The organism is Oceanobacillus senegalensis, from assembly GCF_900176885.1.
Taxonomy (GTDB): Bacteria; Bacillota; Bacilli; order Bacillales; family Amphibacillaceae; genus Oceanobacillus; species Oceanobacillus senegalensis.
In genome coordinates this window covers 403,088-418,930 of record NZ_LT839648.1, presented here as the reverse complement: position 1 = coordinate 418,930, position 15,843 = coordinate 403,088, and the positions used below count along the sequence as shown (strand labels likewise).

The 15,843-nt window shown below is 36.9% G+C and carries 13 protein-coding genes and 1 riboswitch; of the genes, 3 read left to right on the top strand and 10 right to left on the bottom strand.

Annotated features, from left to right (window positions below):
* Window positions 1-84 precede the first annotated feature (84 nt).
* The 9 genes from CAO17_RS01900 to CAO17_RS01860 all read right to left on the bottom strand — a co-directional run bounded on the left by CAO17_RS01900 (window position 85) and on the right by CAO17_RS01860 (window position 10,983).
* Window positions 85-1,917, bottom strand: a complete 1,833-nt coding sequence (locus CAO17_RS01900) for a S8 family serine peptidase (RefSeq protein ID WP_085991148.1) — start codon at window positions 1,915-1,917, stop codon at window positions 85-87.
* Between the two features lie 249 nt (window positions 1,918-2,166).
* The gene (locus CAO17_RS01895) at window positions 2,167-2,994 is read right to left on the bottom strand and encodes an acetoin reductase (RefSeq protein WP_179152010.1); all 828 of its coding nucleotides are present in this window, start codon (window positions 2,992-2,994) and stop codon (window positions 2,167-2,169) included.
* Between the two features lie 264 nt (window positions 2,995-3,258).
* On the bottom strand, window positions 3,259-5,274 hold the full coding sequence (tkt, locus tag CAO17_RS01890) for a transketolase (RefSeq protein ID WP_245831740.1): 2,016 nt from the start codon (window positions 5,272-5,274) through the stop codon (window positions 3,259-3,261).
* Window positions 5,275-5,289: 15 nt separating this feature from the next.
* Window positions 5,290-5,952, bottom strand: a complete 663-nt coding sequence (gene fsa / locus CAO17_RS01885; RefSeq protein WP_085991145.1) for a fructose-6-phosphate aldolase — start codon at window positions 5,950-5,952, stop codon at window positions 5,290-5,292.
* A 50-nt stretch (window positions 5,953-6,002) separates the two neighbouring features.
* The gene (gene rpiB, locus CAO17_RS01880) at window positions 6,003-6,488 is read right to left on the bottom strand and encodes a ribose 5-phosphate isomerase B (RefSeq protein WP_085991144.1); all 486 of its coding nucleotides are present in this window, start codon (window positions 6,486-6,488) and stop codon (window positions 6,003-6,005) included.
* Window positions 6,489-6,691: 203 nt separating this feature from the next.
* Window positions 6,692-7,348 (bottom strand): dihydroxyacetone kinase subunit DhaL, encoded by a 657-nt coding sequence (dhaL, locus tag CAO17_RS01875; protein WP_085991143.1) that lies wholly within the window; start codon window positions 7,346-7,348, stop codon window positions 6,692-6,694.
* 30 nt (window positions 7,349-7,378) lie between these two features.
* The gene (locus CAO17_RS01870) at window positions 7,379-8,383 is read right to left on the bottom strand and encodes a dihydroxyacetone kinase subunit DhaK (protein ID WP_085991142.1); all 1,005 of its coding nucleotides are present in this window, start codon (window positions 8,381-8,383) and stop codon (window positions 7,379-7,381) included.
* 185 nt (window positions 8,384-8,568) lie between these two features.
* Window positions 8,569-9,840, bottom strand: a complete 1,272-nt coding sequence (locus tag CAO17_RS01865) for an MFS transporter (protein ID WP_085991141.1) — start codon at window positions 9,838-9,840, stop codon at window positions 8,569-8,571.
* Between the two features lie 33 nt (window positions 9,841-9,873).
* Window positions 9,874-10,983: an MDR/zinc-dependent alcohol dehydrogenase-like family protein gene (locus CAO17_RS01860; protein ID WP_085991140.1), complete on the bottom strand. Its 1,110-nt coding sequence runs from the start codon at window positions 10,981-10,983 to the stop codon at window positions 9,874-9,876.
* A 266-nt stretch (window positions 10,984-11,249) separates the two neighbouring features.
* On the opposite strand from CAO17_RS01860, the gene CAO17_RS01855 reads away from it, so the two are divergent.
* Window positions 11,250-12,017 carry a DeoR/GlpR family DNA-binding transcription regulator gene (locus CAO17_RS01855; protein WP_085991139.1) on the top strand — a complete coding sequence of 256 codons (768 nt, stop codon included), beginning with the start codon at window positions 11,250-11,252 and terminating at the stop codon, window positions 12,015-12,017.
* A gap of 82 nt (window positions 12,018-12,099) precedes the next feature.
* The gene (locus CAO17_RS01850; RefSeq protein ID WP_085991138.1) at window positions 12,100-12,867 is read left to right on the top strand and encodes an SDR family oxidoreductase; all 768 of its coding nucleotides are present in this window, start codon (window positions 12,100-12,102) and stop codon (window positions 12,865-12,867) included.
* Window positions 12,868-12,953: 86 nt separating this feature from the next.
* Here CAO17_RS01850 and CAO17_RS01845 read toward each other — a convergent pair whose 3' ends face one another.
* Window positions 12,954-13,808: a Cof-type HAD-IIB family hydrolase gene (locus CAO17_RS01845; RefSeq protein ID WP_085991137.1), complete on the bottom strand. Its 855-nt coding sequence runs from the start codon at window positions 13,806-13,808 to the stop codon at window positions 12,954-12,956.
* A gap of 272 nt (window positions 13,809-14,080) precedes the next feature.
* Window positions 14,081-14,194, top strand: a riboswitch (SAM riboswitch).
* A 232-nt stretch (window positions 14,195-14,426) separates the two neighbouring features.
* Here CAO17_RS01845 and CAO17_RS01840 point away from each other — a divergent pair.
* Complete coding sequence (locus CAO17_RS01840; RefSeq protein WP_085991136.1) at window positions 14,427-15,815, top strand: LLM class flavin-dependent oxidoreductase; 1,389 nt, start codon at window positions 14,427-14,429, stop codon at window positions 15,813-15,815.
* Window positions 15,816-15,843 lie beyond the last annotated feature (28 nt).

The following is a 15,843-nucleotide window of genomic DNA, read 5'->3' as shown; positions in this document are numbered from 1 at the left end:
AATAAGAAGTGTGAATCACAAAATAAATAGACTATTAATGAGCCATTCATTAACAGTCTAGTAAACCGAACTTTTAACTATAGATTACAAACCAAACGTAACACCAAACCAATTACCAATAGATACGATGACTTGTCGGATAAATTCAATTGTTTTTATGATAAAGTTGCTGTCACTATTTTCTACTTCTTCTATCTTCAGAATCGATGATTGCTGTCTATCTTCGGGCAAAGCATTTCTCATCTTAAGTGATTCTAGTTTTTCTTCCTCTTCTAAATCAGACTGATTTCCTTCTGTTGAGCTATTCGTCATGTTATGAGGTGAACGATTCTCTGTCTTACTGTTTAAATCAGATGGAGCTAATTCTCCCTCTCCAAAATCCCTCTTAGTGGAAGAGAATTCACGAACTGACTCCGCTTGTTCTTGATTTTGCCCTGTGCTTGTGGATTCCACCCTATTTTCCTCAGAAATCAAATCACCATTATTCGCTGTTTTAAAACTATCTTCTGTAGTATCGTCAGAATATGTAGTAAATGTCATGGTAACACCGTTTGACATATTCCCTATTTGATCTTCCGTGTACAATGTCATCACATATTCTTTTCCTGCTTCAAGGTTTTCTAATGAAAAAATGGAGTTCTTTTCACCATCTACATTACCTATCCAACTATCATTCATATAAATAGCAACTCTATTAAAATCAATATTAGTAGGATTATTCCAACTGAATGTTACGGAATTAGTAGTAATTTCATTAATGGTTAAACCAGACACTTCATTCGGAGCTTTCTGATCATCCGGTAGGTAAGAAATAAATCCGTGTCCATAGACAGCATCTCTGCCATCTGCTCCTAAATCATTTACATGGTGTATTAATTCCTCTCGCAATTCTATATGCGACTTTTCAGGATACTTTTCCATCAGAAGGGCCAACATTCCTGTTACATGTGGAACAGCTTGAGACGTACCACTTGCAATACCGTATGAATTATCCAAATATGTACTTTTAATATTTATGCCCGGCGCAGAGAACTCCACTGCCTCACCTGTTGAGGTAAAGGTCGTAGGGTTCATCCTTCCATCCACTGCAGATACTGCGATGACATTTTTATATTTCGCTGGATAAATTACTAAATCTTCACCACTATTTCCACTCGCAGCAATGGTTAAAATTCCAGATTCGTATGCTTTTTCGAGAATTTCTTCCAATAAAGGATTCTCAATCTCTGTTCCAAGTGAAAGATTAATAATGTCCATCCCATTCTCTATTGACCAGTCTATTGCTTCCAATATATCATCAAGCTGACCTTCACCATTCTCATCCAATGCTTTAACGGCATAGATATTTGCATCGGGAGCAACCCCAACGACTCCATCTCCATTATGACTTGCCGCAATCACTCCCGCCACATGGGTACCATGACCAAAATCATCATGCCAGCTATCTGTATATTCAACGGTTGAAATACCCCCATCAATTATTAAATCGGAATGAGGAGAAACCCCTGTATCAATAACTGCAATATCTGCCCCTTTTCCTGTACTGCCTTCCATCCATGCTTTTTCAGCACCCGTCAATTTAATATTCCAATTCTCCGTTTCCGAAGTTGTAGCCAATAACTCAGATATTTCTGTTATTTGGTCGGCGGAAATGGAGACTTCTATATTCTCCGTTATGTACGCAACATCCGGATGCTTTTTTAGATCCTGAATTCTATTTTTATTCATCGTTACAGAAAAAGCGGATAAATTTTGATAATGATGTTCCACATTACTGCTATGTTCTAGTATTTTCTGTTTCCCATCCTCATTCTCATAGCCAATCAGCACTTCCGCTTCATTAAATATATTACTAGCCTGATAGATTCCTATCATCAAAACAAGAATCATTAGGAACCAATAAAACCTTTTCGACAATTTCCAACTTCTCCTTCATATAACTTCATCTATATGTCATTCTATCATTGAAATTGTCATATTTTGTTAGGCTTTTATTAAAAATATATTGTAAAAGGATTACATTTTTTTTACAGGTATGGGGAAAATGACAAAGAAGAAAGACACCTATCCGAACAATAAGCATCAGATGAATAAGTGTCTTACTTATCCTAATACATCCATTTTAATAGATGTATTAGACTTCATTGATTAGATGTTAATAGGAACTTATCTGAACACCATGCCACCATCTGTTAGTATGTTTTGTCCTGTAATGTAATCAGAATTAGGCGAAGCTAAAAATGATACAAGATCAGCTACATCTTCAGGCGTTTGAGAGCGTCCAAGTGCAATACCTTCTGAGAATTTAGCAAAAGCTTCTCCTTTCTTCGTTCCCATATGTTCCATCATTTTTTCGTCTAAGCGTTCCCACATACTTGTACCGACAATACCTGGGCAGTATGAGTTTACAGTTATTTTATGTGGTGCAAGTTCTTTTGCTGCAGTATGTGTTAGACCTTTTACTGCGAATTTGGTAGCCGAATACACTCCTAACATTTCAAAGCCTTCATGTCCTGCGATAGAACAAGCGTTAATAATTTTTCCACCAGATCCTTGTTTTTTCATTTGATTCCCTGCAGCTTGAATGCCGTAGATAACACCTTTAATGTTCACATCTAATGTTAAATCAATCGGTTTAGGGTCTACTTCTGTAAGAGGGGCGACTTGTCCTTCCACACCTGCATTATTAATGAAAACATCTACACTGCCGAACGTATCTACAGCATGTTGAACTAAGGAAGCTTGATCTTCTGGTTTTGCAACGTTCCCAACGAACGATGTAACGTCATGACCATTATTTTTAAATTCTTTCTCAGTTCCTGATAAAGTTTCTTCATTAATATCACTTAACACAATGGAAAAGCCTTCATTCGCTAAGCGTTCAGCCAACGCTTTCCCTATTCCTTGACCTGATCCTGTAATAACTGCTACCTTTTTGCTCAATATAAATTCCTCCCTATATGATGGTAATCTGAAAATGTTTAGTTCTACCATATTCTTTGTAAACATGTATTTCATTATTCAAAGCGATTACATTTAGTTCCACTCCAATGGTGGGATAATTGAATATGTATAATCATTTAATCCCCAACCCAAACTAACTGCTTTAATGATAGAGGATAAATAGTGTTAAAAAACGCTTGGACTTAAAAAATCCAAGCGTTTTGTATGTTTAATAATAAAGCATATTTTTTGACATGAAATAAAGTTGTTAACATTTTATCCGTTTTAATAAATTCCAGAGTTCCTTTTCCTCATCTATTGAAATAAATCCTCAACCTGTTTCACAACATTCTTAACAGTAAATCCGAATTCTTCCATCACTTTATTACCGTTTCCCGAAGCACCAAAGGTATCAATTCCAAGGATTTTCCCTTCGTCACCAGTGTAACGTTCCCAGCCAAATGGAACTGCCATTTCAACAGCTAAGCGCTTTTTCACTTGCGGTGGGATAACTTCATCTTTGTATGCCTGATTTTGTGCTTCAAACCGATCCCATGATGGCATGCTGATCACACGAACATCGATGTTTTTCTCTTTTAATTCCTTTTGAGCTAGAACAGCTAGCTGAACCTCTGATCCAGTAGATAGAATCAGTGCATCCGGTGTTTCTTTTCTTGAATCACTGACAACATATGCACCTCTTTTCACGCCTTCATATGCTTTTTCTTTTGTGCCTTCTAATGTAGGTAGATTTTGTCTTGTTAAAACTAATGCAGTTGGTTGATCAGTTGATTCCACTGCTAGTCGCCATGCTGCCTGTGTTTCATTCCCATCTGCTGGGCGAATAAGTGATAAGCCTGGCATCGAACGGAATGCCGCTAAATGTTCAACCGGTTCATGAGTTGGACCGTCCTCACCAACCGCAATGGAATCGTGTGTCCATACATATGTCACAGGAGCCTTCATAAGGGAAGACAAGCGAACAGCTGGACGTAAATAATCACTGAATACGAAGAAGGTTCCACCGAATACCTTCAAGCCACTGTGTAGAGCCATCCCATTTAATGCAGCTGCCATCGCAAATTCACGCACACCGAACCAAATATTTCTTCCAGCATAATTTTCACTTGAAAAGTCTGCTGCATTGTTGATGGTTGTTTTGTTCGAACCAGCTAAATCAGCACTCCCGCCAAAGAAGTTTGGAACAGCTTTGGCAATCGCATTCAATACTTCACCAGAAGAAGCACGTGTTGCAAGCGTATCTTTTCCTGCTTCATAAACTGGTAAGTCCTTATCCCAGTCTTTAGGTAATTCACCATTAATATCAAGGTCTAACTGCTTCCCTAATTCTGGGTAAGATTGTTTATAATCAGCAACTAATTGGTTCCATTTATCTTCTGCGTCTGTACCTTTTTGAACTACTTTTTCTTGGAAATCTGCATAAACTTCTTCTGGTACGAAGAAAGGTTCATGTGACCAATTATAATTTTCTTTCGTCAATTTTACTTCTTCTTCCCCAAGAGGCGCACCATGCGAATCAGATGATCCTGATTTGTTTGGAGAACCATAACCAATAACCGTCTTCACTTCAATTAATGTTGGTTGTGTGGTGTTTTGTTTCGCAGTTTTCATTGCCTCTTGTATTGCTTTTATGTCATTACCATCTTCCACACGAAGTACTTGCCAGTCATATGCTTTGAAGCGATTAGCTACATTTTCAGAAAAAGAACGATCTAAATCACCATCTAATGAAATATCATTTGAGTCATATAAGACGATTAATTTCCCTAAACCTAAATGTCCTGCAAGAGATGCTGTTTCATGAGAGATTCCTTCCATTAAATCCCCATCCCCTACAAGTGCATAGGTATAGTGGTCAACGATAGGGAAATTTTCCTTATTATATTGTGCCGCTAGATGAGCTTCAGCCATCGCCATCCCAACAGCAGTTGAAATACCTTGGCCAAGTGGTCCAGTAGTCGTTTCTACCCCATCGGTATGATGTACTTCCGGATGTCCTGGAGTTTTAGAGCCCCACTGACGGAAGTTTTTGATATCATCCATAGAAACATCATAACCTGATAAGTGAAGCAAGCTATATAAAAGCATGGAACCATGACCTGCAGACAACACAAAGCGATCACGGTTAAACCATTTTGAATGCTTTGGATTATGTGTCATAAAGTCTGTCCATAATGTATAAGCCATTGGTGCGGCACCCATTGGTAAACCAGGGTGTCCGGAATTCGCTTTTTCAATGGCATCAATGGATAAAGTACGAATGGTATTAATGGATAATTGTTCAATGGAAGTTTGAGTAGTAATTGTCAATATTCCAATACCTCCTTAAGATAATGTTTCAGCTTTTTTAGGAACCTTTTCCCAGTCTGCTAGGAATTGCTGAATTCCATTATCTGTTAATGGATGCTTCCAAAGTTTTGGTAGTAATGATCCTGGGATTGTTGCAATATGCGCACCAGCAACTGCAGCTTTTTCTAAATGTCCAATGGTACGAACACTAGCTGTGATTATTTCTGTGTCAAAATTATAGTTTATTAGCGTTTGATTTAAGTTTTGGATAAGCTCGATTCCATCCTCACCGATATCATCCACTCTTCCTACAAATGGGCTTACAAACGTTGCACCTGCTTTTGCTGCCATTAATCCTTGAGCAACAGAGAAAATAAGAGTTACATTTGTTTTGATTCCTTCTTTAGAAAGGATATGAACTGCTTCTAACCCTGCCTCTGTCATTGGAATTTTAACAACCACATTATCTGCCCATGTTTCGATATTCCTTGCTTCTTCAACCATTTCATCAACCGTAAGCCCAATAACCTCTGCACTAACAGGACCATCAACAATACTACAAATCTCTTTAATTGTTTCTTCAAAATCTCTACCTTCTTTAGCAATAATAGAAGGGTTTGTTGTAACACCATCCAATAAGCCTAAACGATTAATACGATTGATTTCTTCTACATTTGCTGTATCCAAATAAAATTTCATAAGAACAACCTCCAAATTTATAATGAGTTGTAAACCGTTAAAGAAATTGATTAGCAACCAAAACCGCCTTGTGTTACTTCTTTGTAATTATCAGCTAAGAATTCTTCTGCTTTTTCATTAATTTTATCGACTTTACGTTTTGAACCTTCTTCCCATTCTACATTTAAATAAGCCTCAACCACTTTCTTCGCTGCTTCAGGACCAATAATTTGTGCACCCATTGTAATAATTTGTGCATTGTTACTTAATTGTGCACGCTCTGCAGAGTACGTATCATGAGCTAATGCTGCACGAATTCCTGGATATTTATTTGCTGCGATACATACACCAATACCTGTACCACAAATTAAAATTCCACGTTCTGCTTCCCCTTTACTGATTGCCTCAGCAACCTCAAATGCTACATCTGGATAGTCTACCGAGTCCTTAGAATGGCAACCAAAGTCAACCACTTCATGCTCTGTACCTTTTAAATAATCTTTAATCGTTTCTTTTAAATCAAATGCATTATGGTCACTACCGATTGCTAGTTTCATAGTTGCAAACCCCTTTCACCTATCTTTATTGTTCTTTTATATATTTTCATTTTAAATCCTTTTTTATTTATTTTCAACAATTTATCTTTCGTTTATTTTTGTTTTATTTTTTGTTTTTTCATTTGCTTTCTTTTCATAAAAAGAGGAACCAGATTTACAGCCTGATTCCCTATTAGATTTCTATTAACTTCCTTAACAATCCCTTAGCCCGCTTTTTCTACATTCTCATTAACAAATGTAAGGAATGAATCTAAAATAAGATAAGCAGATGTTGCACCAGGGTCCTGAGCACCTACAGAGCGATCTCCTAAACGGCTAGAGCGACCTTTCTTAGATACTAAATCTTTCGTTGATTCCATTCCTTTTTTCGCTTCCGCTACAGCTTCTGTGAATGAGCTTAGGAAGTCTGCAGATTCAGCGAATTTATCGTTTAGTGCATTACCAAAAGGTTCTAATGTATCAATCATTGTTTTATCGCCAACTTCAGCTTGTCCACGTTCTTTAATTCCTTTTGCAAAAGCAATCCAATATTGCGCTAAATCAGCATCATTCATGTCAGATTTACCTTTAACAATCTTAGCGCCTCTCATAAATCCTGTCGCATATAGTGGACCTACAGAAGAACCTACAGCACTTAAGAATGTTTTACCAACAGTCAAGCTGATTTTTGCACAATCTTCTTCATCAGCTAGTTCGCTTTCAAGTTTTTCATTTACTGCTTGCCAGCCAATCGACATGGTAACTCCGTGGTCCCCATCCCCTAATTTTCTATCTAATTCACAAAGATAATCTTTTTCATCTTCAATCATATTGACTACTACTTTGAAAAAATCTTTTAGTTCTTTTGCTGAAATATTCATGACCATAGTCCTCCTTCTTTAAGTTAACAATTATTTTTGTACGAACATTGGACAATCTACTGGATGATCAATTGCCTTTTCTAATTCATCATCTAGTTTCATTAACGTCACAGACATTCCACCCATTTCTAATGATGTGATGTAATCACCAACATAGGAACGGTAAATCTCGATTCCTTTATCACGTAGGATTTGTTCTACTCTTCTATAAACAATGTATAATTCCATTCTAGGTGTTGAACCTAGACCATTAACTAAGACAGCAACCTTGTCACCATTATTAATTTCGATATCAGCTAAAATGTCGGCTACAAGTCTGTCGGCTACAGCATCTGCTGGTTGAATTGTTCCTTTTTCAATACCAGGTTCCCCATGATGTCCTAGTCCAATTTCCATTTCATCATCGCCAATTTCAAAGCTTGGCTCGCCAGTTTGCGGTAATGAACAAGGGCTTAAACCTACACCCATGGAACGAGTATTTTCATTTGCCTTTTTCGCGACTCGTACTACTTCATCTAAGTTATAACCAAAGTCCGCTGCTGCTCCTGCTGCTTTATAAATAAAAAATTCCCCTGCAATACCACGGCGTTTTTCCTTTTCTTCTTTTGGAGCAGATGCAACATCATCTGAAGCTAATGCCATACCTACTTGAATATCTTCTTCTAAATCCGCCATCTCAGCTGCCATTCCAAAGTTCATAACATCTCCAGCATAGTTACCATAGAGATAAACCACACCGGCACCTTTGTCTATTGCTTTCGTTACTTCTAGGATGGGATCTGGTGATGGGGAGGCAAAGATATTTCCAACAGCTACACCGTCAGCCATGCCATCTCCTACGTATCCCATAAAACCTGGCTCATGACCAGAACCACCACCAATTAGGATACCTACTTTTCCTTCACGTGTTTCTCTAGCAGTTACTAAAGATCTATCATTTTCGGGTAATTGTTTTATATATTCAGGATGAGCTTTTACATAGCCCTCTACCATTTCTTCTACTACATTCTTTGGATTGTTAATTAGCTTTTTCATCGATGTATTCCTCCTTGTTAATTTGTTTATCCAACTAACAAAATATTAAAAACATAATACCTTTAGTTTCATTTCGTTTCAATAGTTTCAATAGTATCTATATAATTATAAATTGAACCATAAGTGACGACATCCTTGTCCTCACTTATTATTAATTGCTTTCACTAGAGATTTTAAACATGTCATTAAGCTGATTTTCCAACTACTTCATCTTTACCTTCTTCTTCAGGAAGTTTTAAGAATCTAGAAAGAATAGCAGCAACAAAGTATAGAATAGCTAGAATCCACATCATACCTTGTGTATCTACTAAATCATAGAATAATGCAACAAGTGCAGGTCCTACGAATACACATAGTCCAGCTCCAAGGTTAAGAATAGACATCGCTGCTCCTTTGTCTCCATCCCCAACTAATGATGGAGTTAAAGCAGACAATGGAACGAAACCTGCTAAACATGCACCCCATAAGAATCCAACAACACCAACTAAGAAAACATTGCCATCAAATATTTGTGGTGTGTAGAATAACATGAGGGTAAATACTCCACAACCCACTGCACCTAACCACGTAACCGTATTTCTCCAGCCAAATTTATCTCCAATATATCCAGATGCTAAGTTAACAGCGATATTAGCAATAAAGATAGTTCCCCAAATATTTAACCATGTACTTGTACTTATTCCTTGATCAGCTAAATATAGTGGTAAGAACAATGGGAATGCATATTGAGACGCTTGGTTAATGACACGTACAATACCAGCAATCCCAACCTTTGGCTCCTTCTTCACAATCGTAATACCTTTAAGTAATTCCTTTGATTTAGAACCTTCACTTGATTTGACTTCCATTTCAAACTTATCTCGATTAACTACAATGGCGAAAAATGCACCAATTAAAACCCAAAAGATTGCGCTCCAAAGTGTTGCGGTATGCCCAATCATACTGATAGACCAACTAGAATAATAAGCTCCTAATACACTTAGTCCCGCAGTAAATACAAACCAGAACCAACCTACTGCTTTTCCTAATTGGTGTTGAGGTGTACGGTAGGTCACCCAAACTAAGAATGCATAGGCAAATAGTGGGTAACCAAAGCCTCGTAGTGCATATGTCGGTATCATCAATCCATAATTTAAGTCAGGGATTGCTATTCCAACAAATAAAGCATGTCCAATTATATAAAATATTACACCAAGTGACATGGTCTTTCTTGGACCGATTGCTTCAACAAGAACCCCAGAGAACCAAGCTGCAATGGCAATCGTTACACCGTAGGAAGTTGTTAGTACAGCAGTTTGTTGAACGGATAATCCTTGTTCAACAAGATATGGACTAATCCATGCTAACTCCAAACCGTCCCCCATCATAAATAGGAGTACACCGAAAAATCCCCAAGCTAAATGTGATGGTATACCGATTTTATCTAAAAAAGATTGATTCTTTGTTAAGTCAGGCATGTTATTCTCCCCCTTTTTTTAAATCCCCAAAAGTTACGGTTTAAGAATAACTTTTAATGATTTGTCACCTTTCTTCATTAATTCAAAGCCTTTTTCAAATTCTTCTAATGGTAATTGATGTGTTACGACACCTTCTGTTGGGAAATCCCCATTAGCGATGCCGTCAATTACAAGTGGGTAGCAGTAAGGTCCTAAGTGAGAACCTAATAAATCTAATTCTTTACGGTCACTTATAATACTCCAGTCAACAGAAACAGGTTCACCAAATACACTAAACTCAACGAATGTACCCAGTTTTCTAATTGCATGCAATCCTTGCTCAACAGATGATGGATGTCCAGTAGCTTCGATATAAATATCACAACCATACCCTTCTGTCATATCTTTAATTTCTTTAACCACATCTACCTCTGCAGGGTTCATTACGATATCTGCACCAAATTTCTTAGCTAGCTCTAAACGATCCTCTTTCATATCTAGTACTACTAGCTTACCAGCACCAGATTTCTTAATCGCACCAATCATTCCTAGACCAAGAGTACCAGCACCAGAAAGTACAACAAAGTCACCTAATTCAATATTAGCCCTTTGTACAGCGTGTAAACTACATGCATAAGGTTCGATTAAAATCGCTTTTTCCAGTGGTAAATCCTCAGGGACCTTATAGTTAATACCTTCTTTTGTAAATTTCATGTATTGAGCCATGCCACCGTTTACATTGTTTTGAAAACCATATAGATCATGTTTTTCACACATCCAATATTGGCCACGCTTACAAAAACGACATTCTTCACATGGAACAATTTGCTCAGAAATTACACGATCCCCGACCTCAAAATCTTTGACTGCATAACCTTTTTGTACAATACGGCCAATAAATTCATGACCGGGAATCATAGGAGCTTTAATATATGCTGGTTGAGTTTCGTCTCCCCAGAAACTAGGAGCTCCCCCATATGCTTTAACATCTCCTGCACAAATACCACAAGCTTCTACTTCAATAATAATTTCTTGATCATTATCTAATTTTGGTGTTTCTACTTCTTCATATCTATAATCTCCAGGGCTATACGCAACAACAGCTTTCATCGTTTCAGGTATTTCAAGGTTTTGTTTTGCTGTGTTTTCTAATGTTTTTTCCATTACTATCTCTCCCTAACCTATTTTTATTTCCTATTATAATGAAAATAATTAAGTATTTTAAAACTGCAATCGTTTTCAAATACAATTTTATTTTAGCATTTATTTTCGAATTGTCAATATAATTTTTGTTTTTTTTTCGTATATGTGTGATTTTATATATAATTTATTTCCTTCACTTTCGAATTAATAGTAAATGAAAGTGATCTATTGATTATTGGAGATAAATGAAATAAGATAATAATAGAAACTAGATAAGGGTGAAGTTCATGAAGATGTTTGCAACAGAAAGAAGAGACAGAATTATAGAGCTATTGCAAGAAAAAAAACGGATTACTGTCAAAGAACTAGCATCAAAAATAGGAGTGTCTGAAGCCACGTTACGAAGTGATTTAAACAAAATGGAGAATGATGGGCTATTAACTCGCACTCATGGAGGTGCAGTACTTAATGAAGAAAACGACACAAGCTTTAATGTCCGACAAAAGAAAAATAAAAAGGAAAAGATGGAAATTGCTGAAAAGGCACTTGAATTTATAGAAGAAAAGCAATGTATACTCCTGGATGCAAGTTCAACAGCATTGGGTTTAGCACAGCTTTTAAAAGAAATGCCTATTCGGTTAACAGTGGTAACAACTGGATTACAAGCGGCCATTGAATTAAAAGAGAATCAAGATCTAACGGTAATTATGGTTGGTGGAGTTGTAACTAATAAATCTACCTCCATTGAAGGAACGCTTGGATTGAATATCCTTGATTACGTCAATATTGATATCATGTTTACATCTGCAAATGGTTTCTCCGTTGAAACTGGTCTAGAAGACTTTAATCTTTATGAAGTTCAATTAAAAAAGGAAATTGTAAAAAGGTCATCACAAGTAATTGCCCTAATTGATTCTTCAAAAATAAATAAATCATCAAGTGCATTATTCGCTAAACTGAACCAAATAGACAAAATTATTACGGATAAACCGATAACTAGTGACATTGAAAATCACCTTGCAGTGAACAATATCGAAATTATTTTGACAAATTAATAAAAGAGTCTGCTCTCTTTTTTAATCCCACAATTGAAAGCGGAATCAAATGAAAAACACTGAAAAGAAAGAAGGAAATAAAATGGAATTTAAAGGTTATGATACAAACTTCAACATTACAGATAAAGTTGCTTTAGTAACTGGGGGAGCAAGCGGAATCGGTAAGGCAATTACAGAGCTTTACCTTGAAAAAGGGGCAAAGGTCGCAATACTAGATTTAAAGGAAGATGTAATGGATACAGCGAAGCAAATAGATTCGGAAAATGCCGTTGGTTTCCAATGTGATGTTACAGATAACGAAAGCATGGATAAAGCTATCCAAGGCGCTAAAGAGAATTTTGGAAAAATTGATATTCTAGTAAACTGTGCTGGAATTGCATTACTAGACGATGCTGAAAATATTTCAGATGGATATTGGCAAAAAACATTGGATATTAATTTAACGGGCACGTTTAAAATGAGTCAAAAAGTTGGTAATGTATTAATTAAACAAGGACATGGTGGTAAAATTATCAATCTAGCATCCCAAGCGGCGGTAATTGCTTTAGACAACCACGTGGCTTATGGAGCAAGTAAAGCTGGTGTTCTTGGAATGACTAAGGTATTAGCCTATGAATGGGCACAGTTTGGTATTAAGGTAAATGCTATCTCCCCAACTGTTATCTTAACAGAGTTAGGTAAAAAGGCTTGGGCGGGAGAAAAAGGTGAAAAGGCCAAAAAAGAAATTCCATTAGGACGGTTTGGTTATCCGGAAGAGGTAGCTGCCATCGCCTTATTCCTTGCTAGTGATGCTTCAAACCTAATCACAGGGGAAAATATTGTGATAGATGGCGGGAATACAATTAAATAGACTAGTATTTTAGAAAATAGATGAATGCCTTTAAAAGTGAGGCATTCATCTATTTTTGAGATAAGGGGTATTAATGCCCCCTTCACCTAAGATAAAAACCGCCCCATCCCAAACGCAACACCATTTTCATCATGATGCTTCGTAACAAAATCGGCTTCTTTTTTAACGATATCCTCTGCATTTCCCATGGCAACACTCGTACCTGATACGTGAAACATGGATAAATCATTTAAATTATCACCAAATGTTATGGTATGTTCAAGTGGAATTTGAAGATAGTTAGCTAAAAATTTTAAAGCATTTCCTTTGCTTGTTTTAGGGTGACCAATCTCCAATTTTTCCTTACCAGACGTTGTTATCGACAGGTCATGTCTATCTCGCAATATCTCTTCTAGTTTCATAAGCTTATCCGAATGAAAGGATAGAACAAATACTTTGTAGATTTCTAGTTTTTCGTAATCTAGATTCAGGTAACTTGGGATAATTTGAATTCCCTTTTGCAGAAATTGCCCTTCAATGATTCTTTCAGCCCTATCCCATAGAAAGTTATGAGGATCTTTTTCCCGCTGATTCCTAGCCTCTTCTATTAAAAAGTTACGCCCACATTCTTCTATAAATACACCTTGATTGGTATAAAGTTCAAAATAAACATCAATTTCCTGAGCTAGACTAATTATCTCCTCCACCCTTTCCGGTGACAAATAAAGATTTCTTAGCATATTTCCCTCATGAAAGACGATAGCACCATTTCCAGCAATAATTGGGCAGTTTAGTTCTGCTTCTTTTAAAATTTGAATGGTGTCATGGATAGAGCGTCCAGAGGCAATGACCACCATATGACCTTGACTTTGTGCTTTCTTCATCATGGAGTGATTCGCTTCACTGATCGTACCATCGGATGAAAGCAATGTTCCATCCATATCTAATGCAAATAGTTTCATGTTAACCTCCCAAGTTTTCTACGTTGTCTCATGTAGTTTCACTATACCATATGATTTCATATCGTTTATAAAGTGAATCTTTAATCAGTGGGGATTCCTGCCTCTTGGTTGTCCGAGCAAGTTCCATTTTCAACCACATTTTTTTCAATCTCTTTGGTATAGGAATGATCATTTCCTTGTCCATTAATTAACAAATAATTTTTAATTTTTGCGTTTGACAGATATCCACTGAGGTGTTACCATGTTTTTAAATTAATAAAATTGAATATTTTTCCTTATCAAGAGTCAGGGTAGGAAACTGGTCCGATGATCCTGCGGCAACCATCCTTAAATGTTTAAGAGAAAAGGTGCCCATTCCAGCAAGCATACAGCTTGAAAGATGAGGGCGAGTTTATAGTAAATAGTAACCTCTTCCCTCGTTGGAAGGGGTTTTTTGGTGCATCAACCTTTTCTCGAAGGCATTTCTATATCTTAATGCCTACTAAACCTATGGGATAACCTAACTTTTTTATGTAAGGGGGGTGAAAAAATATAGTTTAAGAAAATAGGTGAGGTTAGAAAATGAGGGCCGTTAATCGCTTAAGGAAAACGATTCACTATTATCAAAGGGAGAGGGTAATGATGAAAAAACAAATTCGTTTAAATGGATTTACACAAAATACTGTTGCTCCACATTCACCTGGATTATGGAGACATCCAAAGGATAAGGGACGACAACATGGTGATTTAGATTATTGGATTAACTTAGCCAAATTACTTGAACGAGGGAAATTTGATGCTTTATTTTTAGCGGATGTACATGGGATTTATGATGTATATGGGGATAATCACAAAACACCCGTGAAACATGCCGTCCAAGTTCCATTGCATAATCCATTACTGCAAATTTCTGCAATGGCAGCAGTAACGGACAATTTAGGATTTGCACCAACATACTCAGCGACGTATACACAACCTTATAAATTAGCACGCGATTTATCAACACTAGATCACTTAACGAAAGGACGTGTCGCATGGAATATTGTTACATCCTACTTAAGAAGTGAAGCCATTAACTTAGGATTGGAAGAGCAAATGGAACATAGGATGCGTTATGAACGTGCAGATGAATATATGGAAGTCGTCTATAAACTATGGGAAAAAAGTTGGGAAGATGATGCGGTTATAGCGGATGAAGTTTCAGGTGTATATACAAACCCAAATAAAGTTCATCCCGTTCACCATAGTGGTAAGTTTTTTAGCGTTCCTGGTGTTCATCTAGTAGAACCTTCCCCTCAACGTACACCTGTCTTATTTCAGGCAGGAGCTTCTGAAAGAGGAAGAAACTTTGCAGCCACACATGCGGAAGCGATATTCACAACCTTAGCTAACAATATTTCTGAATTAAAAACGTTTGTTGCAGATATCAGGGAGAGAGCAAAGAGAGCTGGAAGGAATCCAGAAGACATTAAAGTTTTTCCTGGTATTGTCCCTATTGTTGGTGAAACAGAAGAAGAAGCAAAATTAAAGTATCAGGAATTAACTTCGTACGTTAGTTATGAAGGGACATTAGCCTTATTGTCCGGTCATACGGGAGTCGACTTTTCTACATACGATCCAAATCAATATGTAGAAAATTTAGAAACAAATGCTTCTCATGGCTTTTTACAAAAATATACCATTGCAACTACAAACAAACTGTGGACCGTTAGAGAGGCTGTACTTCATCATGGTTTAGGGATAGGTGCAACAAAAATTATCGGTACCCCAGAACAAGTGGCTGATGAATTAGAATTGATGGCTAACGAGGGAGATGCAGATGGATTTAATATTATCCAAGCAGCAAGTCCTGATACCTTTGAAGATTTTATTGAATATGTGATACCTATCCTCCAAGAAAGAGGAAGTTTTCGTAAAGAATATGAAGCATCCACATTACGTGAAAACCTATTTGGAAAAGGGCATGTCCATTTACCAGATAATCATCCAGCCAAAAAGGTTTCAATCGGATTAGCGGAAAAGGTGTAAAATAAGATTGATCTCATCTGCCCCATTA

Excerpts from the sequence above, each read along its gene's own strand:
- CAO17_RS01855 (WP_085991139.1), top strand. The coding sequence starts at position 11,250 with ATGAAGATGTTTGCAACAGAAAGAAGAGACAGAATTATAGAGCTATTG.
- fsa (WP_085991145.1), bottom strand. The coding sequence starts at position 5,952 with ATGAAATTTTATTTGGATACAGCAAATGTAGAAGAAATCAATCGTATT.
- CAO17_RS01860 (WP_085991140.1), bottom strand. The coding sequence starts at position 10,983 with ATGGAAAAAACATTAGAAAACACAGCAAAACAAAACCTTGAAATACCT.
- rpiB (WP_085991144.1), bottom strand. The coding sequence starts at position 6,488 with ATGAAACTAGCAATCGGTAGTGACCATAATGCATTTGATTTAAAAGAA.
- CAO17_RS01895 (WP_179152010.1), bottom strand. The coding sequence starts at position 2,994 with ATGGTAGAACTAAACATTTTCAGATTACCATCATATAGGGAGGAATTT.
- dhaL (WP_085991143.1), bottom strand. The coding sequence starts at position 7,348 with ATGAATATTTCAGCAAAAGAACTAAAAGATTTTTTCAAAGTAGTAGTC.
- CAO17_RS01870 (WP_085991142.1), bottom strand. The coding sequence starts at position 8,383 with ATGAAAAAGCTAATTAACAATCCAAAGAATGTAGTAGAAGAAATGGTA.
- CAO17_RS01850 (WP_085991138.1), top strand. The coding sequence starts at position 12,100 with ATGGAATTTAAAGGTTATGATACAAACTTCAACATTACAGATAAAGTT.
- CAO17_RS01840 (WP_085991136.1), top strand. The coding sequence starts at position 14,427 with ATGATGAAAAAACAAATTCGTTTAAATGGATTTACACAAAATACTGTT.
- CAO17_RS01865 (WP_085991141.1), bottom strand. The coding sequence starts at position 9,840 with ATGCCTGACTTAACAAAGAATCAATCTTTTTTAGATAAAATCGGTATA.
- CAO17_RS01845 (WP_085991137.1), bottom strand. The coding sequence starts at position 13,808 with ATGAAACTATTTGCATTAGATATGGATGGAACATTGCTTTCATCCGAT.